This is a genomic window from Nocardia sp. NPDC003183 (genome assembly GCF_053590715.1).
On record NZ_JBSFTG010000003.1, the window covers coordinates 399,504 to 422,833 of the forward strand.

Annotated in this window: 20 protein-coding genes; 8 read left to right on the forward strand and 12 right to left on the reverse strand. The window is 68.1% G+C overall.

Annotated features, from left to right (window positions below; all coding sequences use genetic code 11):
• The first annotated feature begins 35 nt into the window (after nt 1-35).
• Together ACWDXS_RS13765 and ACWDXS_RS13770 are read left to right on the forward strand one after the other, a co-directional pair.
• Nucleotides 36-935, forward strand: coding sequence for a RecB family exonuclease (locus ACWDXS_RS13765; RefSeq protein WP_378988156.1), 900 nt, complete (start codon nt 36-38; stop codon nt 933-935).
• Between the two features lie 69 nt (nt 936-1,004).
• Nucleotides 1,005-1,406: a nuclear transport factor 2 family protein gene (locus ACWDXS_RS13770; RefSeq protein ID WP_358182305.1), complete on the forward strand. Its 402-nt coding sequence runs from the start codon at nt 1,005-1,007 to the stop codon at nt 1,404-1,406.
• Nucleotides 1,407-1,425: 19 nt separating this feature from the next.
• Here ACWDXS_RS13770 and ACWDXS_RS13775 read toward each other — a convergent pair whose 3' ends face one another.
• The 3 genes from ACWDXS_RS13775 to ACWDXS_RS13785 form a co-directional block, all read right to left on the reverse strand.
• Nucleotides 1,426-2,553, reverse strand: a complete 1,128-nt coding sequence (locus ACWDXS_RS13775; protein ID WP_449965530.1) for a YeiH family protein — start codon at nt 2,551-2,553, stop codon at nt 1,426-1,428.
• The gene (locus ACWDXS_RS13780) at nt 2,553-2,687 is read right to left on the reverse strand and encodes a hypothetical protein (protein ID WP_266290015.1); all 135 of its coding nucleotides are present in this window, start codon (nt 2,685-2,687) and stop codon (nt 2,553-2,555) included. The genes ACWDXS_RS13775 and ACWDXS_RS13780 overlap by 1 nt, the downstream gene beginning before the upstream one ends.
• A gap of 134 nt (nt 2,688-2,821) precedes the next feature.
• Nucleotides 2,822-2,956 (reverse strand): hypothetical protein, encoded by a 135-nt coding sequence (locus ACWDXS_RS13785; protein ID WP_378988163.1) that lies wholly within the window; start codon nt 2,954-2,956, stop codon nt 2,822-2,824.
• 148 nt (nt 2,957-3,104) lie between these two features.
• On the opposite strand from ACWDXS_RS13785, the gene ACWDXS_RS13790 reads away from it, so the two are divergent.
• Nucleotides 3,105-3,308 carry a hypothetical protein gene (locus tag ACWDXS_RS13790; RefSeq protein WP_378988166.1) on the forward strand — a complete coding sequence of 68 codons (204 nt, stop codon included), beginning with the start codon at nt 3,105-3,107 and terminating at the stop codon, nt 3,306-3,308.
• A gap of 76 nt (nt 3,309-3,384) precedes the next feature.
• Here ACWDXS_RS13790 and hisG read toward each other — a convergent pair whose 3' ends face one another.
• The 8 genes from hisG to metH all read right to left on the reverse strand — a co-directional run bounded on the left by hisG (nt 3,385) and on the right by metH (nt 14,870).
• On the reverse strand, nt 3,385-4,236 hold the full coding sequence (gene hisG / locus ACWDXS_RS13795) for an ATP phosphoribosyltransferase (protein ID WP_378627402.1): 852 nt from the start codon (nt 4,234-4,236) through the stop codon (nt 3,385-3,387).
• A gap of 56 nt (nt 4,237-4,292) precedes the next feature.
• Nucleotides 4,293-4,574, reverse strand: a complete 282-nt coding sequence (locus ACWDXS_RS13800) for a phosphoribosyl-ATP diphosphatase (RefSeq protein WP_266290031.1) — start codon at nt 4,572-4,574, stop codon at nt 4,293-4,295.
• 55 nt (nt 4,575-4,629) lie between these two features.
• Nucleotides 4,630-6,450 carry a choline/carnitine O-acyltransferase gene (locus ACWDXS_RS13805; protein ID WP_387443264.1) on the reverse strand — a complete coding sequence of 607 codons (1,821 nt, stop codon included), beginning with the start codon at nt 6,448-6,450 and terminating at the stop codon, nt 4,630-4,632.
• A gap of 9 nt (nt 6,451-6,459) precedes the next feature.
• Nucleotides 6,460-7,275: a class I SAM-dependent methyltransferase gene (locus ACWDXS_RS13810; RefSeq protein WP_378988173.1), complete on the reverse strand. Its 816-nt coding sequence runs from the start codon at nt 7,273-7,275 to the stop codon at nt 6,460-6,462.
• Between the two features lie 12 nt (nt 7,276-7,287).
• Nucleotides 7,288-8,151 carry a HalD/BesD family halogenase gene (locus ACWDXS_RS13815; protein ID WP_449965538.1) on the reverse strand — a complete coding sequence of 288 codons (864 nt, stop codon included), beginning with the start codon at nt 8,149-8,151 and terminating at the stop codon, nt 7,288-7,290.
• 180 nt (nt 8,152-8,331) lie between these two features.
• A complete protein-coding gene (locus tag ACWDXS_RS13820) occupies nt 8,332-9,003 on the reverse strand; it encodes an HAD family hydrolase (protein WP_378988179.1) in 672 nt (223 codons plus the stop codon).
• Nucleotides 9,004-9,083: 80 nt separating this feature from the next.
• Nucleotides 9,084-11,042 carry a serine/threonine-protein kinase gene (locus ACWDXS_RS13825; protein WP_449965542.1) on the reverse strand — a complete coding sequence of 653 codons (1,959 nt, stop codon included), beginning with the start codon at nt 11,040-11,042 and terminating at the stop codon, nt 9,084-9,086.
• Between the two features lie 231 nt (nt 11,043-11,273).
• Nucleotides 11,274-14,870, reverse strand: a complete 3,597-nt coding sequence (metH, locus tag ACWDXS_RS13830; RefSeq protein WP_449965545.1) for a methionine synthase — start codon at nt 14,868-14,870, stop codon at nt 11,274-11,276.
• A gap of 192 nt (nt 14,871-15,062) precedes the next feature.
• Between metH and ACWDXS_RS13835 the strand changes: the two genes are divergently transcribed.
• Complete coding sequence (locus tag ACWDXS_RS13835; RefSeq protein ID WP_235569430.1) at nt 15,063-15,893, forward strand: PAC2 family protein; 831 nt, start codon at nt 15,063-15,065, stop codon at nt 15,891-15,893.
• Between the two features lie 72 nt (nt 15,894-15,965).
• Complete coding sequence (locus tag ACWDXS_RS13840) at nt 15,966-18,539, forward strand: AMP-binding protein (protein WP_449965548.1); 2,574 nt, start codon at nt 15,966-15,968, stop codon at nt 18,537-18,539.
• On the opposite strand, the gene ACWDXS_RS13845 is transcribed toward ACWDXS_RS13840, so the two are convergent.
• Nucleotides 18,441-18,746: a hypothetical protein gene (locus tag ACWDXS_RS13845; RefSeq protein WP_301901081.1), complete on the reverse strand. Its 306-nt coding sequence runs from the start codon at nt 18,744-18,746 to the stop codon at nt 18,441-18,443. The two genes, ACWDXS_RS13840 and ACWDXS_RS13845, sit on opposite strands and share 99 nt — an antisense overlap.
• Nucleotides 18,747-19,094: 348 nt before the next feature.
• On the opposite strand from ACWDXS_RS13845, the gene ACWDXS_RS13850 reads away from it, so the two are divergent.
• The 3 genes from ACWDXS_RS13850 to ACWDXS_RS13860 all read left to right on the forward strand — a co-directional run bounded on the left by ACWDXS_RS13850 (nt 19,095) and on the right by ACWDXS_RS13860 (nt 23,328).
• On the forward strand, nt 19,095-20,234 hold the full coding sequence (locus tag ACWDXS_RS13850) for an XRE family transcriptional regulator (protein WP_378988192.1): 1,140 nt from the start codon (nt 19,095-19,097) through the stop codon (nt 20,232-20,234).
• A 75-nt stretch (nt 20,235-20,309) separates the two neighbouring features.
• Nucleotides 20,310-21,869, forward strand: a complete 1,560-nt coding sequence (locus ACWDXS_RS13855; RefSeq protein ID WP_449965553.1) for a TIGR02677 family protein — start codon at nt 20,310-20,312, stop codon at nt 21,867-21,869.
• An 88-nt stretch (nt 21,870-21,957) separates the two neighbouring features.
• Nucleotides 21,958-23,328, forward strand: a complete 1,371-nt coding sequence (locus tag ACWDXS_RS13860) for a TIGR02678 family protein (protein ID WP_449965556.1) — start codon at nt 21,958-21,960, stop codon at nt 23,326-23,328.
• The last annotated feature ends 2 nt before the right edge of the window (nt 23,329-23,330 follow it).

The following is a 23,330-nucleotide window of genomic DNA, read 5'->3' on the forward strand; positions in this document are numbered from 1 at the left end:
CGATCGTGTCGGTGTGTGCGGTTAACCTGCGAAACATGTCAGCGCCCTTGTCCGTGCCCCTGACCGACGACACCGCCGACGCGCCGGTGCATCGGTCGCGTCCGGCGTTGTCGCCTTCGCGGGCAAGCGATTTCAAGCAGTGTCCGCTGAAGTACCGGTTGCGGGCGATCGATCGGGTGCCGGAACCGCCGTCGCGAGCGGCAGTGCGCGGGACCGTGGTGCACGCGGTACTGGAAGATCTGTTCGGGTTGCCCGCGGCCGAGCGTCAGCCGGCACGGGCGGCCGAGTTGGTGCCGGGGGCGTGGGAGCGTGTGCGCGCGGAGCGCGACGGGGTGGACGAGCTCGTCGCCGAGGGTGGTCCGCAGGCGCTGTTCGACGAAGTGCGCACGCTGGTCGCGAGCTATTACGAGCTCGAGGACCCGCGCCGATTCGAGCCGCACGCGCTCGAGGAACGGGTCGAGGTCGACCTCGACGGCGATATTCCGCTGCGCGGTTTCGTCGACCGCATCGACGTGGCGCCCAACGGCCTGCTGCGCGTTGTCGACTACAAGACCGGTCGCTCCCCCGGCCCCCTGCACGAAGCGCGAGCGCTGTTCCAGCTCAAGTTCTACGCGCTGATGATCCTGCGCACCCGCGACATCGTCCCGGCCCAGCTGCGCCTGATCTATCTGGCCGACAAGAACATTCTCACCTACACACCCGAGCGCGAGGAACTGGACCGCTTCCAGCGCATCCTCACCGCGCTCTGGCAAGCCATCATCGACGCGGGCCGAACCGGGGACTTCCCGCCCACTCGCAACTCGATGTGCAAGTTCTGTGACTTCAAGCCCCTGTGCCCCGAGTACGGCGGCACGCCACCGCCCTATCCGGGCTGGCCGGTCCAGGCCCCGGCCCCTGCCGACCTGGTGACAGAACGTCTCCCCGAAGACGTATGACCGCACCCACTGTCCGGGTTAAGCTGCGCACACCCTATGCAACTCGTTGAATATGAGGTGAGCTGACAGATGCATCCTTTCCGCACGGCGGTCGAAGCACGAGACGAAGCGGCCATCGAGGCATTGCTGGCCGAGAATGTGGTCTTCACCAGCCCCGTCGCCTTCCAGCCCTATCCCGGCAAGGCCATCACCGCGGCCATCTTGCGCGCGGTGATCCGCGTCTTCGAAGACTTCCGCTACGTGCGCGAGATCGGCGAAGGGCGCGATCACGCCCTGGTGTTCGAGGCCACCGTGGACGGCAAGCAACTCACCGGGTGCGATTTCGTCCACCTCGACGAGGACGGCAAGATCGACGAACTGATGGTGATGGTCCGTCCGCTGTCGGCCGCGACCGCACTGGCCGCGCGGATGGGCGCGCAGTTCGAACAGATCAAGGCCGAGGCGACCGCGAGCAGCCGGGCTGATTCCTGAGGCTGCCCGCGGCGGGCACTCAGACCGCGAAGTCGCGGAACAGCAGCACCGAAAGACCCAGGCCGACAGCGAGATTCACGACCGCCGCCGATCCGAAGACCACGATCGGCCGCCACCCGGCTTCGCGCAGCCCGCGCAGCGAGAACTCCAGACCGATGGAGACGAAGGCCAGGATCAGGAACCAGGTGCGCAGGTCGTTGATGACGGCGATGTGCGCGGCGCCGGTCTTCTTGTCGACCGACTGTAGATACAGCGTGCCGATGATCGAGGCGGCGATGAACCCGAGCACGAATTTCGGGAACCTGGCCCAGAATTCGCCGAGGCTCGGACGAGCGGCGCCCTCGGTACGATCCACGCGGAACGCGAACCAGGCGGTGAGCGCGATCGCCACGAGACCGATGAGTGCGTTCTGCGTGGTTTTGACGATCGTCGCGATCTGCAACGACTGCTCACCCGCCAGCGCACCCGCGGCAGCCACCGCGGCCGTGGTGTCGATATTGCCACCGATCCACGCGCCTGCCACCGCATCGGAAAGCCCGAAAACATCAGCGAGCCAAGGCAACAGGAAGATCGACGGCAGCGCGAAGATGATCACCAGCGACGCCGCGTAGGCGATCTGCTCGCGTCGCGCCTGCACCGCACCCGCCGCCGCGATGGCCGCGCTCACCCCGCAGATCGACACCGCCGACGACAGCAGCGCCCGCAACTTGTCGTCGAGACCGAGCACCCCGCCCAGCCACCAGGTGAACCCGAAGACGATGGTGATCAACGCCAGCGCCTGCACGATCGACGGAGCGGCCGCTGTCACCAGGATCTTCAGATTGATCGAAGCGCCGAGCAGCACCACCCCGGTCTTGATGAAGAACTCGGTCCGGAAACCGGCCGAAAGCCGGTCCCGCAGGCCGATCTTGCTCAGCACCACATTGCCGATCAACCCGATCGCGATCGCGTACACCGGATACTCGACCGTCTTCGCGACGCGCTTGAAGGGTGTATCCACGGCCCACTGGGGAACATGGGTGTCGAAGAACCGCGTCAACGCGCCCAGCGCCAGCACCAGCACGATCCCGGCCACGATGTCGCGCACCGCAGGCCGCGCATTCGCCTGCAACGCCGCAGTTTCCGACGTCGTCCCGGTCTCCCCCATCACGGCACCAGCCAGTCGGGGATCGCGCCGACCAGTACCAGACCGATCAGGACGAGCCCGACGACGGTAGCCAACCAGTCTTCGTTCCAGCTGAATGCGCTGCCGGGCCGAGGCTCGGGCTGTGTCTGCGACACGGTGACTCCTTGCTGTTCCTCATCGAGAAAACGCAAGGTAGCAACGGAATCGCGAGGGCACACCGATTGCGTTCAGCCTGAGCGGATCTCGCCGCTGACCGAATGATCGGTGACATGATGTACGAGGGGCAGGCCTACTGCAGGCGACGATCCTCTTCTTCTTGCAGGCGGCGGCGTTCCTCTTCGCGCTCGACCTGCTCCTTCTCGATCTTCTCTTCGTGCTCGTTCTTGTTCGACATGTTCGCCCCGATCACTGATTGTCCGGACAAATCTGCGATTCCAGCCTACTCGCGGCGAGGTATCCATCGCGGGGTCGAAGCGACCACGACTACCCTCGGTCCGTAGGGGAATCCCCTCGGTAGCGACCTGTCGGTGCACCGCCGTAGCGGGTTGTCATCCATCGAGCTGAGGAGACAGATGAATCGCACCATGTCCAGAGCCGTGGCCGTCGCGGCTGTCGCGGTGTCGATCGGGATCTACCCGACCGTGGCATCGGCCGAGACGTCAGCGGGGCCGCGGATTGCGCAACCGGTGATCGGCGGTTACCCGACGGCGCCGTTCGACCCGATCTGCCCGTTGTGCTTCATTCGTGAGGCGCTCGAGAGTCTGTCGGCGAAGTAGGAACGCCGACAGCTCCACCTGCACGAAAGCCCCTCACCTGGATGAACACAGGTGAGGGGCCTCCGGTCGTCAGGGCTCAGAAAGCCCGGCAGGAGCGGATGTCGGTGGCGAGGATGGCCTTGGCGCCGAGGTCGGCGAGGCGGTCCATCAGTTCGTTGCCCTGCTTGCGGGGAACGAGGGCGCGCACGGCGACCCACTCGGGATCGGTCAGCGGCGAGACCGTCGGTGACTCCAGACCGGGGGTGATCGCGACGGCCTGGTCGAACAGCGACTTGGGGCAGTCGTAGTCGAGCATCAGGTACTGCTGGGCGAAGACGACGCCCTGGATGCGGTTGATGAGCTGATTGCGGGCGCGGTCGTCGCGGTCGGACCCGGTGCGTTCGATGAGGACGCCTTCGGAATCGCACAGGGACTCGCCGAACGCGACCAGGTTGTGCTGACGCAGGGTGCGCCCGGATCCGACGACGTCGGCGATGGCGTCGGCGACACCGAGCTGGATCGAGATCTCGACCGCGCCGTCGAGGCGGATCACCTCGGCGTCGATGCCGAAGCGGGCGAGGTCGGCGCGGACCAGGTTCGGGTAGGAGGTGGCGATGCGCTTGCCTGCCAGATCCTCGACCTTCCAGTCCTCGCCGGCGGGGGCCGCGTAGCGGAAGCTGGAGCGGCCGAAACCGAGCGAGAGCCGCTCGCTCACCGGGGACCCGGAGTCCAGCGCCAGATCGCGGCCGGTGATGCCGAGGTCGAGCTCACCGGAGCCGACGTAGATGGCGATGTCCTTGGGACGCAGGAAGAAGAATTCGACCTGGTTCGCGGGATCGAGAACGGTGAGGTCGCGGGAATCGGTCCGCTTGCGGTATCCGGCCTCGCTCAGGATGGAGGTGGCGGCTTCCGACAGCGAACCCTTGTTGGGAACTGCGACGCGCAACATGGGAATGGGGTCCTTTCGGGGAAGTGAGAAACGTGTCGATCGGGACGGATCAGCCGTCACAGATGTCGGTACACGTCCTCGAGCTTCAGCCCGCGACCCAGCATCATCACCTGGAGCCAGTACAGCAGCTGGGAGATCTCCTCGGCGAGCGCTTCATCGCTCTCGTGCTCGGCGGCCAGCCAGATCTCGCCGGCCTCCTCCAGGACCTTCTTGCCCTGGAAATGAACGCCTGCGTCCAGCGCGGCCACGGTGCCAGAGCCCTCGGGACGGGTCTGGGCACGCTCGGTCAGCTCGGCGAACAGGGATTCGAAGTTCTTCACGAGTAGAGATTGTTTCATACCCGACCCAGCGGTTTTCCCGGCGCACCGCGCGGTGCGGCACGCCGGGAAACGATCATGCCGGTTGAGCGAGCAGTTCGCGCAGGTCGGCTACGGCGGTGCGCAGGTGATCGGCGAAGGCGTACATCTGGTCGGACACCGATTTGGGGGTGGCCAGGTAGATGTTCCACCGATCCGGCAGCAGCACGTAGGCGATGCCGATGCAGCGCGGGCTGGTCGAGCCGAAGCCGAAGTAGCGGATGTACTTCGACGGGGCCGAGCTGGTCGAGAGGTAGTCGTCGCGCATGATCGTCCAGCCGGGGCTGTCGAACAGCGCGATCCGCTCCTCGGCGACGCCGAGCTGTTCGCCGCGGCGGCGCTGGATCCACTCCAGTTCCCACAGGTGCTGCTCGGGTGCCTGCCCGGCTTGGCATTCCTTGGCCCGCGCGACGTGGGCGGACGCGGCGGTGCGCGCCGCGGCCAGCTTGGTCGCGGGGTCGGCCTCGTCGGACACCATCGCGTCGACGAACGACACCATCTCCGGGGTCACCACGCGCATGGCCTCGGTGCGGCCGTTGCGGAACTGCCGGGTGGCGATGGATTCGTAGGTGGCGCCGGTGAGCCCCTTGCTGCGCCGGTGGGCGAGCTGGTAGCTGAGCTGAGCGAAGGCATCGGGTGAGATGCCCAGCTTCTTGGCCTCGCCGGTGCCGAAGTCGTCGAACGACACCAGCGAGGTGGCCGTGTCGGCGGCGAAGCGGGCGAAGTCGGCGCCCGCCGCGGCGATGTCGGCGCGGGCGGCGGAGTCGAGCACGAACTCGATCGGCTCCACCGAGGGCAGCCCCTGCGATTGCGCGCCGCTGGTCGCCGCGTGGTCCTGGGCGGTCCGCTCGAGCAGCGCGTCGACGAACGACAGCACGGTGGTGCCGTCGAGTCCGCAGTGCTCGATGTTGATGCCGGACTGACCGTCGGCGAAGACGATGAACGTCACCGACTTGTCGAAGTAGCGATTGCCGCTGTCGCCGTGGAGCAGCTGATCGCAAGCGTGCAGTTCGTCGCGCGGGGCGAAGTCTTCCAGGCACACCGAGAACAGCGCCGTCTCCACCGCGTCGAAGGCCTCGACATTGGCGGGCTCGGTGCGCAGCACTTCGCGGCTGCGCGCCCATGCCGCACGGGCTTTCGTGGTGAGATGGCCGACCGAGGTGTCGGTCGCGGCGGGCTTGGTACCGCCCTTGATCACCGCGCGCAGCCCGTCGACCACGTCGTCGAACGCGTACGGCGCGCCGTCGGGTCCGATGACATCCATCCGGAAGATGTTGCCGCGGTAGAAGACCGCGATGTGCCGGGCATCCGAGGGGCCGGGCCATTCCGGGCTGTAGGGCTTGCGGACGCTGTCCTGGATCTCGCCGGGAATCCGGGTCTCGGAGAACAGGTACTTGTTCTGCCACATCGACAGTGCCTGCCCACGCTGGGTCACCGGCGCGATCTTCTCCGCGTCCAGTGCCAGCTTGTAATCGACGGCCGCCCCGATGATGGCGGCTGCCCGCTCGGTCTGCCCGGCGAGGGTCGACGCCGCCAGGGGGGTGTCGTCGCGGAACAGGAACACGAAGTTGGCGTTGATCGCGATCCGGTCGCGGCGGCCCAGATACCGGGACGGCCAGAATTCGTCGAGCCAGCTGCCGACGCCGGGGGTGGCGTCGTAGTCGGCCAGGGCGGCGTGCAGCGCGCGCCCCGCCCCACCGGGGCGCAGCAGCTCGGCTACCGCGCCCTCGGTGGTGGCGTAATCTTCGGCGCCGAGCAGGGGCTGACACCACTGCAGGAACCGCGCGCAACTGTCGTCCAGACTCGGCAGCGGTACCCGGGGCAGCGTGTCTTCGGCGGCGAACGTGGGTTGGTTCAATCCAAGTCCTCAGGTCTCGATGGGATGCGGGCGGGACAGGAACAGGTTGGCGTAGAGCCAGCCTTCGGCTTCGTGGTCGGTGGTGTCGATTCCCTTGGCCGCCAACGCATCCAGCACTTGTTCACGTTCCTGCGACGAGGCGAACCTCCGCTGCTGGAACATACCGGGACGTTGCTCGCTGCGATAGCCGAGCGCGGCCAACTCCTCGGCGATGGGACCGAAATCGAACATCCGCAACACGAAATGCGCCATCCACGGTCGCTTGCGCGGATCTGCCTGGGCGACCCTGGACAGGGTTTTCTCGGTGATGTAGCCGACGCATCCGGTGGAGATCACCAGATCGGCGGAGGCGAGCACACGGCGCTGCGCCTCGGTGGGCTCGGTGGCCTCGAGGTCGGCGTGCACGTAGTCGTGCAGGAGTCCGGCGGCGTGGGCGTAGGTCAGCGCCGGGCGTGCGGCGTCCATCCCGATGAAGCGTACGTCGGGCATCAGGTCACCGCGCAACCGCTCCCGGTCGGCGGCGATCAACCCGATCTTGTCGGTGTCGACGTGATCGCGGTAGTGCCCGGCCAATTCGTCGACGGTGGTGCCGGTGCGCAGCAGTGCCGCGTTCACCCCGTAGGAGCACCCGAGGTCGAGCACCGTCGGGATCCGGCCCGGCCGAGCGGCCCGCAGCTGGCGCAACTGCTCGGCGAAGTGCGGCTTCGCCAGTTCTGGGATCCGGTAGTCCAGCTCGTTCATCCGTGCGAAGTACGCACGCGGATCCGGACTTTCGTAGATGTCGTCGAAGGATGCTTTACCGGTGGTGTGCAACGGAACGGACATGGGCGGTTCCTCTCAGTCGAGCAGTCGGTCACCTCGGACGGCGTCGGCCGCGGCGGCCACGTGGTCGGGCAGGACACGGCCGAACAACTGCCTGGTGCGTTCGACCGTGCCGATCACCCCTGGACGGTCCGTGTAGGCGAAAATCGCCGAATGTCGTTGGCTCGCACCGGCCACCTCGGTGACGCGGTGCAGGGAGAAGCGGCCCTTGAACAGCTGCAGATCGCCGGGGCGCAGTTCCAGCGCGCGAATGAACCGGGTGCCGTCACCGGTGAGCACGGCGCGCACGTCGTCGAGGTGCTCGGCGTGCGGGTCGCGGATGTTGGGGCAGTACTCGAACACGCCGCCGGCGTCGGGCTTGCGTGTGAGCATGCTGACGGTGAATTCGTTGGTGTCGAAATGCCACGGATGCGACATCCCCGGCTCGACCACGTTCAGGCACAAACCTGCCAGTGGGTCGGCGAATTCGTGCAGATCCTCGAGTTCGAAACAATCGGCGACGAAGCACTGGAACACCGGGTCGGTGTAGAGGCGGTGGATCAGCGCCTCGGCGGGGATCCGGTCGCGGGCCACGAACGCGTTTCCGCGGTCGAGCACGATCCGCGCCGGATGGCCTGCGGGCAGGTCGGCGTCGAGGGGAATGTTGTAGGCGTTGACCCGCTCCACCTTGTAGTGGGCGTGCGGTGCGATCGCCTCCCCCTCGGCGCGCAGTGTGTCGAGCAGCTGCGGGCGGATGAACTCGCGCAGCACCGTACAACCGTCCTCGGCCAGCTCGGCGCGGGCGGCGTCGATAGCCGCCTGCCTGCCCGAACCACCGAGATCGGTGAGTGGATACCGTGCGATGTCGACGATTTCGTCAAGCCCCCGCGTGCCCGTCATGTACCCAGTTTGCGGGAATATTCGGGCGAGCGCCCGTGGTTTCGACAAATCGGGCATATCCCGGGAAGATCACAATCGGGCGAAATCAACTGTGCGGCAACAGTTTTCGTAGATTCAACCTGGGTTTCGGTACTATCACGGTAGGCTATTACGCCCTATCACGCGCCGCTGTCGAAAGATTCACACGCGTGCGTCGAGTGCGACTCGCAGATCGTCGACCGACAAACCGATCAGCGACTCCCGGAATACCCGCCCCGGCGCCTCGGGAACCGCGATCTCGCACGGAATCACCAGCAGACCGCAGCCCGCGCCCTGTGCCGCGAGCGAACCGGTCGGCGAGTCCTCGATCGCGACACAATCACCCGGGTCGACCCCGAGCAGTTCCGCGGCGCGGCGGTAGATGGCCGGATCGGGCTTGCCGTGCGCCACCTCGTCACCGCAGACGGAGGTGTCGAAGAAGTCGCGGCCGAGGGTATCGAGGCCGTATTCGGTGAGCGAGCGCTTGGTGTTGGTCACCAGCGCGGACTTCATGCCCGCCTCGCGCACCATCGCCAGCGCGTCCTTGGCGCCGGGACGCCACGGGATCGGGCCGAGCATCAGCTCGGTGACCCGGCGCTCCAGGAACTCCCCCGCCTCGACGATCGTCTGCGGCGACGGGTCGATACCGATACCGTCGAAGAGCATGCGCAGCGCGTTGGGGCCGGAGGCGCCGATCAGGGCGTGGCGGACCTCGTCGGTCAGCTCGCGACCGTGTTCGCGGGCCAGTTCACGAACCGCGATGTCCCACAGCTTCTCCGAATCGAGCAGCGTGCCGTCCATGTCCCACAGCACCGCGGCCGGTCGCGCGCTCACCTGTTACTCGCCTCGTTCTCGTCACACATCGCCGAAGTGCCCGGCGCTCGCCGGACCCCGTTCAGGGTAACGGGTCCGCCTCAGACGCCCGATCCGGCGATCTGCAGGTTGCCCGCGTCGCCGGAGACCTGGATCCACCGGTTCTCCGAGGTCACGGTGCCATTGGCGAGCTGATAGGTGAGCGTGACGACCGCGCGGTTCGGCCCGCTGGGGGTGATCGAGCCGACAGTCACCGACCGCACCGACGACCAGAACGACGAGTACTGCCCGAACCCACCGGTCTGCGCCTGGTACCCGGGAGCGAGCTGCGCCCACGCCCCGCCGATATTGCCGGGCAGCATGCCGTAGTACCCGGCGATGAACTGGTTGATCCGGTCCGGGGTGGGCGGACCGAACGGCGTGGTGGTGATGGTCGTGCTGGTCGGTTTCGCGGTGGTGGGAGTCGGCTTGGCGGATGTGCTCGTCGGGGTCGCACCGGCGCTCGTCGCACCGCTCGGCAGGGCTTCGGGCGGGGCAGACACGGTGATCGTTTCCTGCTCGGGCACGATGACGACCGTGCTCACCTTGCCGTCGACCACGGTCGTGACGGTGACCGGCGATGCCGGGACCTGCGCCTGCCGATCGGAGTCACCGCCCCGGTCACGGGTGACCACCAGCACCACCAGCATCACCGTGAAGGCGGCGACGGCCGCGGCCAGCAGCAGCACGGCGCGGCTGTTGTTCGCGCGGTCGGTGCGCGACGGCGGGACGGGGAACGCCGGATGCAGGCCGGAGCCGTCCGTCGGCCCGGCCGCGGCCTCGGCGCGCAGCTGCGCCTGGGCACCGGCGCGTTCCACACCGTCCGCGGCCGAGGACGCGGCGTCGCGCGGCCGGACGAGGCCGGGATCGCCTGCCGCCGCCTGCCGCACCGCCCCTGCCTGCCCGGCCCCGCCTGCCGCCGCTCGGCCGATTGCCCCGTCCGCTCGGCTCGCCGCGTTGCCGCCCGCGCCCGACGCCGCACTCCCGCTCACGTCCGACGCATGCGGTGCGCCGGTCGAATTTCGGCCCGAGATGGCCGAGCGGGCAGCCTTGGCCTTCGCGAGACCGCTGCCGAACAACGCTGCCGCGCCCGACTTCGCCGTCGCGCCCCCGTTCGCGGGTGCGCCGGCCGGCGGAATCAGCGACGTGGCCGCCTCGCTCATCGGCAGAATCTTCGTGGCCGAGGCGGGCAGTGCCGGAACACGGCCCGCCGCAACGTCTTCCAACGCGACCCGGGCCTGCGCCATCGTCGGCCGGTCGTCGGCGGACGCGGTCAGCAGCCACATCAGGACCGGGGCGAGCGGGCCCGCGTTCTTCGGCTCGGGCACCACACCGCGCGCGACGGCGTGCAGCACAGCCAGGGGGTTGTCGCCCTCACCGAACGGCGGAGCGCCTTCGGAGGCGGCGTACAGCGTGGAGCCGAGAGCGAACACATCGGCGGCGGGTTTCGGGTTGTCGCCGCGCGCGATCTCGGGCGCCAGATAGGCGGGGGTGCCCGCCAGGAAGCCGGTGGCGGTGACAGTGACGTCGCCGGTCGCGTGCGAGATGCCGAAGTCGGTGAGTTTGACCGTGCCGTCGTCGCCGACGAGCAGGTTGGCCGGTTTCACATCACGGTGCATGATCCCGGCGTCGTGCGCGGCCGACAGCGCGGCGGCGGCCTGGGCGCCGATCCCCGCCACCTCGATCGGCGGCAACGTCACCCCGCCCGCCAGCTTCACCGCGAGGCTCGGCGCGTTCATGTATTCCATGACCAGCCACGGCTGGCCGTCCTCTTCGGCGACATCGAAGACGGTGATGGCGTTGGGATGGTGCAGACGGGCCGCGATCCGGCCCTCCCGCATCGCACGCAGTTTTCCCTCGAGTGCTTGTGTACCGGTGAGACCGGGTGCGAGCAGCACTTGCTTCACCGCGACAGTGCGCCGCAGCCGGACATCGGTGGCGCGCCACACGACCCCCATCGCGCCCGTGCCGATCGGGTCGGTGAGTCGATAGCGTCCCGCGATCAACCGATCCGATGTCATATCGTGTGCCCCTCCTGCTTACCGCTGAGTCGTCTCGCCCTCCGCGCCACAGCGGGATGAAACTTTCGAAAATCCTACGTGCTGAACTGCTTCGATCCTGTTGCGGGACAGCCCGGTCCATGGACCCAGCGCCGCATCGTGACCAGACTCACATGCGTCGCAACGACAATCGGACCGGTCCGCGGGACCGGTCCGATCTGCCGACGCGTGTATCTCTGTGCCTGCAGTCTCTCAGGCGTTGAAGTATTTCGCCTCCGGATGCAGCAGCACGAACGCGTCCGTCGACTGTTCGGGGTGCAACTGCAGTTCCTCCGACAGCGTCACCCCGACCCGGCCGGCGTCGAGCAGGTCGACCAGCTTGGCACGATCTTCCAGGTCGGGGCAGGCACCGTAGCCGAAGGAGTAGCGAGCGCCCCTGTAGCCAAGCTTGAAGTAGTCCTGGATGTCGGCGGGATCGTCGGCGGCGACGGACTTGCCGTCGACGGTCAGTTCCTCGCGCACCCGGCGATGCCAGTACTCGGCCAGCGCCTCGGTGAGCTGCACACCGATGCCGTGCACCTCGAGGTAGTCGCGGTAGTTGTCGGCGGCGAACAACGCGTTCGCGAAGTCGGCGATCGGCTGACCCATCGTCACCAGCTGGAACGGCAACACGTCGACCTGTCCGGTCGCACGAGCCTGCTCGCGCGAGCGGATGAAGTCGGCGATGCACAGGAACCTGTCGCGCTGCTGACGCGGGAAGGTGAACCGATACCGTTCCGGCGCATCCGGATTCGGCTCGGTCAACACGATGACCTCGTCGCCCTCCGACACCGCCGGGAAGTACCCGTAGACCAGGGCCGCGTGCTGGAGCACGCCCTCGGTGGCGAGCCGGTCGAGCCAGGCGCGCAACCGCGGCCGGCCCTCGGTCTCCACCAGGTCCTCATAGGTCGGCCCGTCCCCGGCCCGCTGACCGCGCAGACCCCACTGGCCGAGGAACAGTGCCCGCTCGTCGAGCAGACCCGAATACTCCGCCAGCGGCAGACCCTTGATCACCCGGGTGCCCCAGAACGGCGGCGTCGGCACGGGCAGATCCGCGGCCACATCGGAGCGTTCGGGCACCACGATCGGCACCTCGGCGGCCTTGCGCTCGGCCGCGATCCGCTTGGACCGCTCATGACGCGCCTTGCGCTCGGCGGCCTTGTCCTTGGCGGCGATCGCCGCCGGGCTGTCCGGGTCGAGCCCACCGCCACGCTTGACGGTCATGATCTCGTCCATCAACCGCAGGCCCTCGAAGGCGTCACGGGCGTAGTACACGTCGCCGTCGTAGACCGCGGTGAGGTCGTTCTCCACGTAGGAACGAGTCAGCGCGGCGCCGCCGAGCAGCACCGGGAACTGTTCGGCGACACCCTTGGAGTTGAGTTCACCGAGGTTCTCCTTCATCACCACGGTCGACTTCACCAGCAGCCCGGACATGCCGATCACATCGGCCTTCTTGTCCTGCGCGGCGTCGAGAATGGTGGCGATGGGCTGCTTGATACCGAGGTTCACCACCTCGTAGCCGTTGTTGGACAAGATGATGTCGACCAGGTTCTTGCCGATGTCGTGGACATCGCCCTTCACCGTGGCCAGCACGATCCGGCCCTTACCCGCGTCGTCGGTGGCTTCCATGTGCGGTTCCAGGTGCGCGACAGCGGTTTTCATCACCTCGGCCGACTGCAACACGAACGGCAGCTGCATCTGGCCCGAACCGAACAGCTCACCGACGGTCTTCATGCCCGAGAGCAGGGTCTCGTTGATGATCTGCAGCGGCGGCACGGTCTGCATCGCCTCGTCGAGATCGTCACCGAGACCGTTGCGTTCACCGTCGACGATGCGCCGCTCGAGACGCTCGAACAAGGGCAGCAGCGCCATTTCCTCGGCGCGCGAGGCCTTCGACGAGGCCGTCGAGACACCCTCGAACAACGCCATCAGCTTCTGCAGCGGGTCGTAGTCCTCGGTGCGGCGGTCATAGATCAGATCGAGGGCCACCTGCTGGTGCTCGTCGGGGATCCGGCTCATCGGCAGGATCTTCGACGCGTGCACGATCGCCGAATCCAGTCCCGCTTCGACACATTCGTGCATGAACACCGAGTTCAGCACCTGCCGGGCGGCCGGGTTCAGACCGAAGGAGATATTCGACAGGCCCAGGGTGGTCTGCACCTGCGGGCGGCGGCGCTTGAGCTCGCGGATGGCCTTGATCGTCTCCTCGCCGTCCTTGCGCGACTCCTCCTGCCCGGTGCCCAGGGTGAACGTCAGGGTGTCGATGATGATGTCGGACTCGGCCAGGCCCCAGTTGCCGGTGATGTCGTCGATCAGCCGCTCGGCGATCGCGACCTTGTGATCGGCCGTGCGAGCCTGACCCTCTTCGTCGATGGTCAGCGCGACGACGGCGGCACCGTGCTCGGAGACCAGCCGCATGATCTGCTGGAACCGCGAATCCGGGCCTGCGCCGTCCTCGTAGTTCACCGAGTTCACCGCACACCGGCCACCCAGATGCTGCAGACCCGCCTGCAAGACCGGCACCTCGGTGGAGTCGAGCATGATCGGCAGCGTCGAGGCGGTGGCCAGCCGTGAGGCCAGCTCGTTCATGTCGTCGGCACCGTCGCGGCCCACGTAGTCGACGCAGAGGTCGAGCATGTGCGCGCCGTCGCGGGTCTGGTCCTTGGCGATCTCGAGGCACCGCTGCCAGTCGGCGGCCAGCATCGCGTCACGGAAAGCCTTGGAGCCGTTGGCATTGGTGCGCTCGCCGATCATCATGATCGACGCGTCCTGCTCGAACGGCACCGCGGTGTACATGCTCGAGACGGCGGGCTCGTGCTCGGGGTGGCGACGATCCTCGATCGCGGGCAGCGTCTTCTCGACCTCACGCACCGCCTCGGCGACCTGGCGAATGTGCTCCGGGGTGGTGCCACAGCAGCCACCGACCAGCGAGAGCCCGAACTCGGACACGAACCCGCTCATCGCGACAGCGAGCTCTTCGGGGGTGAGCGGGTACTCGGCGCCGTTGGCACCGAGCACCGGCAAACCGGCGTTCGGCATCACCGACACCGGGATGGTGGCGTGGCGCGACAGGTGCCGCAGGTGCTCACTCATCTCCGCGGGCCCGGTCGCGCAGTTCAGACCGATCATGTCGATGCCGAGCGGTTCCAGCGCGGTGAGCGCCGCGCCGATCTCACTACCGACCAGCATGGTGCCGGTGGTCTCCACCGTGACGTGGGTGATGATCGGGATCCGGCGGCCCGCCGCGATCATGGCCCGGCGACTGCCGGTGATCGCGGCCTTGACCTGCAGCAGGTCCTGGCAGGTCTCGATGAGGATGGCATCGGCACCGCCGTCGAGCATGCCGAGCGCGGCTTCGGTGTAGGCGTCGCGCAGCGAGACGAACGGCGCGTGGCCCAGGGTCGGCAGCTTCGTGCCGGGGCCCATCGAGCCGAGGACATAGCGCGGGGTGCCGTCGGCGGACGGACCCATCTCGTCGGCGACATCGCGGGCGATGCGGGTGCCGCGCTCGGACAGATCGCGGATCCGGTCGGAGATGTCGTAGTCGGCGAGGTTGGGCAAGTTGCAGCCGAAGGTGTTGGTCTCCACCGCATCCGCGCCCGCCGCGAAGTAGGCGCGGTGAATCTCGGCGAGCACATCCGGGCGGGTGTCGTTGAGGATCTCGTTGCATCCCTCGAGGCCGCGGAAGTCGTCGAGCGACAGATCCGCGGCCTGCAACATCGTGCCCATCGCGCCGTCGCCGATGACGACACGCCGCCGCAGCGTGTCGAGGAGCGTGGTATCGAACCCGGTGGGCAAGGACGCAGACATGATTCAAGACTAGAGGGCGCCCCCGACGAACGAGACCACTGTGGGTGAATCGAGTGGCCTGCGCCACTGTTCCCGGTGGAAACACGCAACACCGTCGGTCACCGCAAAACAATTCGCACAAGACACTAGGCTGACCGGGTGGATGCCAGTGAGACCCCCGGGACGGAACTGCCGACGTTGCGCAATCCCGTCATGGTTGCCGCCTTCGAGGGCTGGAACGACGCCGGCGATGCCGCCAGTGGCGCCATCGAACATCTGGAGTTGATCTGGGATGCCGAGCCGCTGGCCGAACTCGATTCCGAGGACTACTACGACTACCAGGTGAACCGGCCGACAGTCCGTCAGGTCGACGGGGTGACCAGGGAGATCCAGTGGCCCTCGACGATGCTGTCGGTGTGCTCCCCGCCAGGAAGCGACCGCGACGTGGTGTTGCTGCGTGGCATCGAACCGAACATGAAATGGCGCAGTTTCTGCGACGACCTGCTCGAGTTCATCGAGCAACTCGGCGTGGAGACGGTCGTGATCCTCGGCGCGCTGCTGGCCGATACCCCCCACACCCGGCCGGTGCCGGTGACCGGCTCGGCCTACAGCCCCGAGGCCGCCGAGCGATTCAGCCTGGAACAGACCCGGTACGAGGGCCCGACCGGAATCACCGGCGTGCTGCAGGACCAGTGTGTGAAGGCCGGGGTGCCCGCGGTGTCGTTCTGGGCCGCCGTCCCGCACTATGTGTCGCAGCCGCCGAACCCGAAGGCGACGATCGCGCTGCTGCACCGGGTCGAAGACGTCCTCGATATCGAGGTTCCGCTCGGTGAGCTGCCGAAACAGGCCGAGGAGTGGGAAGCCGCGGTCAACGAGATGACCCTCGGCGACGAGGAGATCAGCGAGTACGTGCGCTCGCTCGAGGAGCGCGGCGACGCGGCGATCGACCTCAACGAGACCATGTCCAAGATCGACGGCGACGCCATCGCGGCTGAGTTCGAGAAGTACCTGCGCAGACGCGGGCCCGGCAGCTTCGGCCTCTAGTTCTCGTTCACCGGGAGTTCGCCGCACAGGCGCCTCCCGGCCGCCCTCGGCACGACACCTAGACTTTTTCGCGTGCCGACCCTGCCGATCCTCGCCCATCTGCGTGGTTTCGACGACCGCGTCGCGGTGCTGCACCCGGTGGGGCCCGCGTCCGCCGCCACCGTCACCTCGGTGACCTACGCCCAGCTCGCCGACCGCGTCGCGGAGTTCTCGGCCGAACTGGGACCGGTCCGCCGGCTCGTCGCGCTCACCGCGGGCAACGATCTGGACTCCCTCGTCGCCTACCTCGGCGCGCTCGACGCGGGATGCGCGGTCCTGCTCACCGGCGAGCTCACCGGCGAACTGGCCGCAACCTACGACCCGGATGTGATCATCGACCGCGGTCGGGTCATCGCGAACCGCGCGCGGTCGGCGCACCGGCTGCATCCGGAGCTGGCGCTGTTGCTCAGCACCTCCGGGTCCACCGGGTCGCCGAAGCTGGTGCGGCTGTCGGCGCGCAATCTCGGCGCCAACGCCGAATCCATCGCCGAGTACCTCGGCATCGGCCCGGACGACCGCGCGGCGACCACCTTGCCGCTGTTCTACTGCTACGGCCTGTCGGTGGTCCACAGTCATCTGCTGCGCGGCGCGAGCCTGTTGCTCACCGAGCGCTCCGTGCTCGAGCCCGAGTTCTGGGACGAGTTCCGCGCGCACCGGGCCACCTCGTTCGCCGCGGTGCCCTACACCGTCGATCTCCTCGACCGGATCGGCTTCGCCCGGATGTCGCTGCCCGCTCTGCGGTATGTGACCCAGGCGGGCGGCAGACTCGAGCCGGCCAGGGTCCGGGCCTACGCGCGGCTCGGCGCGGCCGCGGGCTGGCGGTTCTTCGTGATGTACGGCCAGACCGAGGCCACCGCCCGAATGGCCTATCTCCCACCGGAATCGGCGGACGAGCACCCCGATTGCATCGGGATCCCCGTCCCGGGCGGGCATTTCACCTTGGCACCGGTCGACGACGGCGCCGCGGAGGAACTCGTCTACCACGGCCCGAACGTGATGCTCGGCTACGCCCGCCACTCGGCCGACCTGGCACTGGGCCGCACGGTCGACGCGCTGCGGACCGGCGATCTGGCCCGGCGCACGCCCGACGGGCTGTACCAGGTCGTCGGCAGGCGCAGCCGCTTCGCCAAGCTGTTCGGTCTGCGCATCGATCTGGGCCGCGTCGAATCGGAGCTGGCCACAGCCGGTTTCGTCGCCGCCTGCACCGACGACGGCAGCCGGGTGATCGCGGCGATACTCCCCCGCCCGGCCGCGTCGGCGACCTCGCGCCGAGCGCACGGGGTGGCGGCCGCGCGACTGATCGCCCAGGTGTCGGGCCTGCCCGCCACCGCGATCAGCGTGACCGTCGTCGACGAGCTGCCCCGGCTGGCCACCGGCAAAATCGACTATCCGGCGGTGCGCGCGCTCGCCACCACACCGGCGAGCCCGGGCGACGATGTCGGCGCGATCTACGCCGACGCCCTCGGCCTGCCGATCGAGACGATCTCGCCCGCACACAGTTTCGCGGACCTGGGTGGCAGTTCGCTGAGTTACGTCACCGTGGCGGCACGCCTCGAGCGGGTGCTCGGTACCCTGCCCACCGACTGGCCACAGCGTTCGATCGCCGACCTGGGGCGAGCTCCCCGTACCCGCGCCCGCTTCGGCCGGGCGCTCGACTCCTCGACGGCTCTGCGCGCGATCGGGATCGTGTTGATCCTCGGCTCGCACATCCAGCTGTTCGAACTCTGGGGCGCCGCGCACGTGCTGCTCGCCGTGGCGGGCTACAACTTCGCCCGGTTCGCGGTGAGTTCGGCCCCACCCGCCCGGCGACTGCGACTCACCGGGCGGGCCGTGGCGATGATCGCGGTGCCGACCGCGCTCTGGGTCCTGATCACGATGGTCTGGCAACCCGGCTATTACGGCTGGCAGAATGTGTTGCTGCTCAACAAGATCCTCGGTCCCCGCAATGACACGGCGGGACACCTGTGGTTCCTGGAAGTGCTCGTGTACTGCACCGTGGCCTGCGCGCTGCTGATCCGGGTCCCCCGGATCGACGGGTGGGAGCGGCGGGCGCCGTTCTGGTTCGCCCTCGGCCTGCTCGGCCTCACCCTGGTCTTGCGCTGGCATTCGTTCGGGCTCTACCCCGAACGCGATATCGCGTTGTCACCGCTGGCCTGTTGGTACTTCGTTCTCGGCTGGGCCGGAGCGAAGGCGACGGCGGTCTGGCAGCGGCTGATCGTCAGCGCCGTGCTGCTGGCTTGTGTGCCCGGATATTTCGGCGTCACCGAGCGGGAACGCCTTGTCATGGCGGGCATTCTGATCTTGATCTGGCTGCCCGCGCTGCGCGTGCCCGCCGTCGTCGCCGTAGTGGCGGTGGCGGTGGCCGACAGCTCGTTGTTCGCGTACCTGCTGCACTGGCAGGTGTACCCGGCGTTCGGCGACCAGCGATTGCTCGCACTGGTGGCCTGCCTGGCCGCCGGAGCGGCCGCTACCGAGATGGTGGATCGGTGCAGGCATCGGATCCCATGGCTAACGCTCCAGGGTCAGCACTTGAGCGGCCGCCTCGTGCGCCAGCTTCGCGATCAGCAGGTCACGCGGAATCGTCTGGCCGGTAAGGTGATCGAGTGACGGCACCACCACGTGGTGCGCATCGGCCCGCTTCAATTCCTGGGTGAGTTCGGCGAACGCCGCACCGTCACCCGCGGGTGCTTCGTGGAACGTCGCGGCGAAACACATGCCCGCGGTCCGCGCGAGGCTGCGTAGCGCATCCTCCAATTGGTCGCTCTGACCATCAGCCAGATCGTCCCGCAAGTATCCATAGATCAACGCTTCCACCCGAACCTCCGTTGGATTGGGATCGCTGTTCTGTTGTCGGACCTGTCGTGTACCGATCCCCCCGCGTCGCGCGGCACGCCACGCGGGGGTACTTCGTTGCCCTGCAAGCTCTCCTGCAAAGCCGGCATCCGGTTGTCGAGCCGAGTACCTGCTTACATCATGAACAATCATGGCCCCCGGCAGCAGATGTCAATCCGATGACATCTACATGCCCTATCCGGGACGCCGAACGTTAACTGGTGGAATACTACCGCCGTGACCGCAACTGATGATCGACCCGTCTGGGCTGTTCGGATGCGCTCGGAACGTGACGCGAGGGGGTGGTCGCAAGCCGATGCCGTTCGCGCTATGCGTGCCAAGTCCTCCCACAACCTGCCGACGGACAGTACCCTGCTGCGCAACTGGCGCCGATGGGAATCCGGGGAATCGCGACCTGACGAGTTCTACGCGCCGATCATCGCGGCCGCGTTCGACACCGTCCCCGCCGCGTTCTTCCCGAAGTCCCGTCCCAACCGTGATGACGAGCTGTTATCGGCAACCGGTATGGACACTCTGGAGTTCATCGGACGACTCAGAATGTCCGACGTCAACAGCGCCACCCTGGACGCGGTGCGGATCACCGCCGAAAGGCTGTGCTGCGAATACGCCTACGCCGACCCCTACGCACTGCACACCGAGGGGACCGCGTGGCTGCGCCGGATCACCTCCCTGCTCGACGGCAGACTGACGCTGAGCCAGCATCGCGAAATCCTCGTCCTGGCAGGCTGGGTCGCGTTGCTGGTCGGTTGCGTCGATTACGATCTGGGCCGCCGGGGTGGCGCCGAGGCCACCCGCCGAGCCGCCGATTCGCTGGGCCGCGAGGCAGGCAATGCCGAGATCGTCGGGTGGGCCGCGGAGATGTCGGCGTGGTTCGCGTTGACCCAGGGCAACTTCCGTGGCGCGATCGATGTCTCGGAGAAGGCCATGACGGGTACCACGTCGTCGAGTGTGGGGGTGCAGTTGGCGGCGCAGCGCGCCAAGGGCTGGGCCCGGCTCGGTGATCGCCGCAATGTGCAGACCGCCCTCGACGAGGGCAGGGCGATCCTGTCGCGGATGGGTCATCCGGCCGATCTGGACAACCACTTCGTCGTCGACGCCACGAAATTCGACTTCTACGCGATGGACTGCTGCCGGGTGGCGGGCCAGGATCGACTGGCCGAGCGCTACGCCCAGCAGGTGATCAGCGATTCGACCCGACCGGACGGTTCGGTCCGCAATCCCATGCGGGTCTCCGAAGCGCGGCTCACCCTGGCCGTCGTGGCCGTGCGCGATCGCGATCTCGAGCGCGCGGTAGAGGAGGGTGTCGCGGCGTTCTCCGCGGGGCGCAAGTCGCTGCCGTCGCTGGCGTGGATCGCGGGCGAGGCGGCCAGGGAGATCATCGAACGCTACCCAGGAGATCACCGCACCCAAACCTTCCTCGAGCAGCTGCGATCGCTCAATGTCGGATGAGCTCGCGCGGCGATGCCACGCCGATCGGGGACGGGTCCGGCGGAGCACGCGAAGGCCACCACTAACCTGTCTACGGTGACCGACTCCGCCGACGGCCTGCCCAGCGCCGTACCCGCCCTGTGGGACGAGCGTCTGCGGTTGTTCTCGTTCGCGACCGCCGAGAAGCGCGCCGACTACCTGCGGGTGCTGCGCGCCTTCGACAGCGCTCGTGCTGCCTACGTGGTGTTGTTGCACGCCGACGACGTCGCCGAGTGGATAGCGAGAGCCGAGGCGGGCGGTCGAGCCGAGGCGGCCGCGGGTGTCCCACTGCCCGCGGTCGAGATCGGTCCCCTGCTCGAGCAGCTGCATCGCTGGGGTGTGCTCGAACGCAGCTACGACGGCACCCGCGCGGCCACCCTGGCCGAGTACCGCAACCGGCACTACGTCTACCAGTTCGCGCAGGCCGGGTTCCAGGCCTACCGGGCGGTGGCCGGGGTGCTCGCGGCCCGGATGGAGGACGCGTCGCTGTCGCGGCTGGTGCTGCCCGAGCTGCTCGCCGACCTGCGCACCCTCTCCGCCGCCAACCGCGACGGCGACGCCGAGCGGGTCTACACCACGTTGCGCAGGCTCGACACCGCGCTCACCGACATGGCCGCGCGCGCCGCGCACTTCTACCTGTCTCTGGGCGACCTGGTGCGCACCACCGAGATCACGCCGGAATCCTTCCTCGCGCACAAGGACGCGCTGCTGGCACACATGCGGGAGTTCAGCATGGATCTGGCCCGCTTCGCCCCGCGGCTGGCTGCGGCGATCGGCGAAGTCGAGGAGACCGGCGTCGAGCAGCTGATCGGCCGCGCGGCCGGGTGCGACGAGCGGGTGCTGCTGAGTCTCGCCGAACGCGAAGCGGATTGGCGTTCCCGCTGGGACGGGCTGCGCACCTGGTTCGTCGCCGCGGGCACCGAGTCGTCGGAAACCTGCGAGGCCGATCGGCTCCGCGAGGCGACGATGAGCGCGATCGCGGCGGTGCTGTCGCTGTTGCGCAGGGTCACCGAGACCCGCCGAGGTGGCGTCAGCCGGGAATCGGCGTTGCGCCATCTGGCCGAATGGTTCGTCGCCACCCCCAGCGCGGGCAGTGCGCACGCGCTCTACGACGCGGTGTTCGGGCTGGGCAAGCCGCGCCACCTGTCGCTCGAACATCCCGACGCGGAGCTGATCCCCACCAGCCGATCCTGGTGGGAAGCACCGCCGTTGGAGATCTCCCGCACGCTCGCCGAAACCGGTCGCGCACCCACGGCGGGCGCCCCGGCCCGGATCGCGCGCAACGACGCGGGCGTGCGGCGGCTGCGGGAGGCCCAACTGGCGGCACAGCGTGAACGCGCCGCGGCCGCCGCCTCGCTGTCCCAGGGCAATGTGCACGACCGAGTGCTGGATCAGCGTGAGACCGAGGTGCTGTTGCGCCTGATCGACGCCGCCTCCACCGCGTGGGTTCCGGTGAGCGGAAAGGTCGACGGCACAACGGGTTCCGACAACGGCGTCACGTTGACAGTGCGCCCCTGCGATGGGTCGACGGTCATCCGGACCGCGGCGGGGCTGCTCCATCTGAACAACCGTCGCCTCGAAGTACGCGAGTCGAGCCGCCGCGGGGTCGCGCGATGAGACTGCGCATCGACTCGCCCGATTTCGGCGACCATCGCTCGGTGCGACTCCGGGCGGCGCGACCGACGTCGGCACGAGGGGCAAGACTGTGAAGCGACAACGGATCGATGCGCTCGCTCTCGACAGCTATCAGCGGGCGGCGCGAGTGATGCTCGCCAATCACCTGGTCACCCGGGTCTATCCCGACCGGATCGCGCTGCCGTTGATTCGGCGGTGGGCGACGGAACTGCGCGAGGATCTGGCCGAATTGTTCGGTTACCGCTTGGAGGTCACCGAGACCACGGCCCGGCTCTACCCGGTGCACGATCGGCTCGATGACGCCCGGCCCGCCCGCAGCGTCAACGATCGGGTCTTCGACCGCCGCCGCTACGCCTATCTGTCACTGGCGCTGGCCGCGCTCGGCCGGGCAGGCGACCAGATCACCCTGTCCGAATTGGCCGAGCACGTCGCCGATTACGCGAGCCGGATCGAGGGACTCGACCTGTCGACCGAGCGAGCCGCCGATCGCGACGCCTTCGTCGATGCCGTCGGCTGGCTGGGCGCGCGGGGTGCGTTGACGTTGGCCGACGGCGACGCGGGCGGTTGGGCCAGCGACCCGGAGGCGGGCGAGGCGCTCTACGACATCGACCGCCCGGTGGTGTTCGCGCTGTTCCGGCCCCCACGGGCACTGCAGCATCTACACAGTGTGCGCGGGTTGCTGGCCGAGGACACCGACCAGGCTGATCAGGCTCGCCGGGTGCGCCGGGCGCTCGTCGAGCGCCCCGTCGTCTATCTCGACGAACTGTCGGCAGCCGAGGGTGCGCTGCTCGGCCAGGACCGACTGGTCGGCGAGGTCGAACACTGCACCGGCTTGCGCGCCGAACGCCGGGCCGAAGGTGTGGCGCTGATCGACAACTCGGGACGGCTGTCCGATACCCGCTTCCCCGGCACCGGAACCCTGGCACAGGTAGCGCTGTTGTTGATCGGCGAGATCGCCGACACGGTCCTCGACATCGACAACCCGATCCCCCGGCGCCCCGGCGCGCTCACCCCCGATGACACCCTGCTCGAGCACCTCGATGCGTCCATCCCCACTGCGGGCGTGTTCGCCCCGCTCGCCGAGGACCTCGAAACCAGCACGCCGGCCCCGGATTTCACCGACGACATCGACGACCTCGAACCCGTCACCTATCCGTTCCTCGACGACGCCTGGGTGCGCACGACCGTCACCGCGCTCACCGACCGCTACGGCGCGACCTTCGCCGCCCAGTGGCAGGCCGATGTCGGCGGGCTCACCACCGAGGTCCTCGCGCTGCTCACCAAGCTGCGGCTGATCCGGCCGGTCGAGGACGGGCTGCTGGTATTGCCCGCGCTGGCCAGATATCGCGGCGCGGTGGTCACCGTGCGGGTGCGCAAGGCCGAGGAATTGTTCGTCACCGCCGCCGATACCGACGGCAGCACCGGAGAGGGAGGGGTCTGAGC

What these genes read in the sequence shown, in the direction of transcription:
- ACWDXS_RS13765 (WP_378988156.1), top strand. Translation starts at nt 36, where the DNA reads ATGTCAGCGCCCTTGTCCGTGCCCCTGACCGACGACACCGCCGACGCG.
- ACWDXS_RS13770 (WP_358182305.1), top strand. Translation starts at nt 1,005, where the DNA reads ATGCATCCTTTCCGCACGGCGGTCGAAGCACGAGACGAAGCGGCCATC.
- ACWDXS_RS13775 (WP_449965530.1), bottom strand. Translation starts at nt 2,553, where the DNA reads ATGGGGGAGACCGGGACGACGTCGGAAACTGCGGCGTTGCAGGCGAAT.
- ACWDXS_RS13790 (WP_378988166.1), top strand. Translation starts at nt 3,105, where the DNA reads ATGAATCGCACCATGTCCAGAGCCGTGGCCGTCGCGGCTGTCGCGGTG.
- hisG (WP_378627402.1), bottom strand. Translation starts at nt 4,236, where the DNA reads ATGTTGCGCGTCGCAGTTCCCAACAAGGGTTCGCTGTCGGAAGCCGCC.
- ACWDXS_RS13800 (WP_266290031.1), bottom strand. Translation starts at nt 4,574, where the DNA reads ATGAAACAATCTCTACTCGTGAAGAACTTCGAATCCCTGTTCGCCGAG.
- ACWDXS_RS13810 (WP_378988173.1), bottom strand. Translation starts at nt 7,275, where the DNA reads ATGTCCGTTCCGTTGCACACCACCGGTAAAGCATCCTTCGACGACATC.
- ACWDXS_RS13815 (WP_449965538.1), bottom strand. Translation starts at nt 8,151, where the DNA reads ATGACGGGCACGCGGGGGCTTGACGAAATCGTCGACATCGCACGGTAT.
- ACWDXS_RS13825 (WP_449965542.1), bottom strand. Translation starts at nt 11,042, where the DNA reads ATGACATCGGATCGGTTGATCGCGGGACGCTATCGACTCACCGACCCG.
- metH (WP_449965545.1), bottom strand. Translation starts at nt 14,870, where the DNA reads ATGTCTGCGTCCTTGCCCACCGGGTTCGATACCACGCTCCTCGACACG.
- ACWDXS_RS13835 (WP_235569430.1), top strand. Translation starts at nt 15,063, where the DNA reads ATGGTTGCCGCCTTCGAGGGCTGGAACGACGCCGGCGATGCCGCCAGT.
- ACWDXS_RS13850 (WP_378988192.1), top strand. Translation starts at nt 19,095, where the DNA reads ATGCGTGCCAAGTCCTCCCACAACCTGCCGACGGACAGTACCCTGCTG.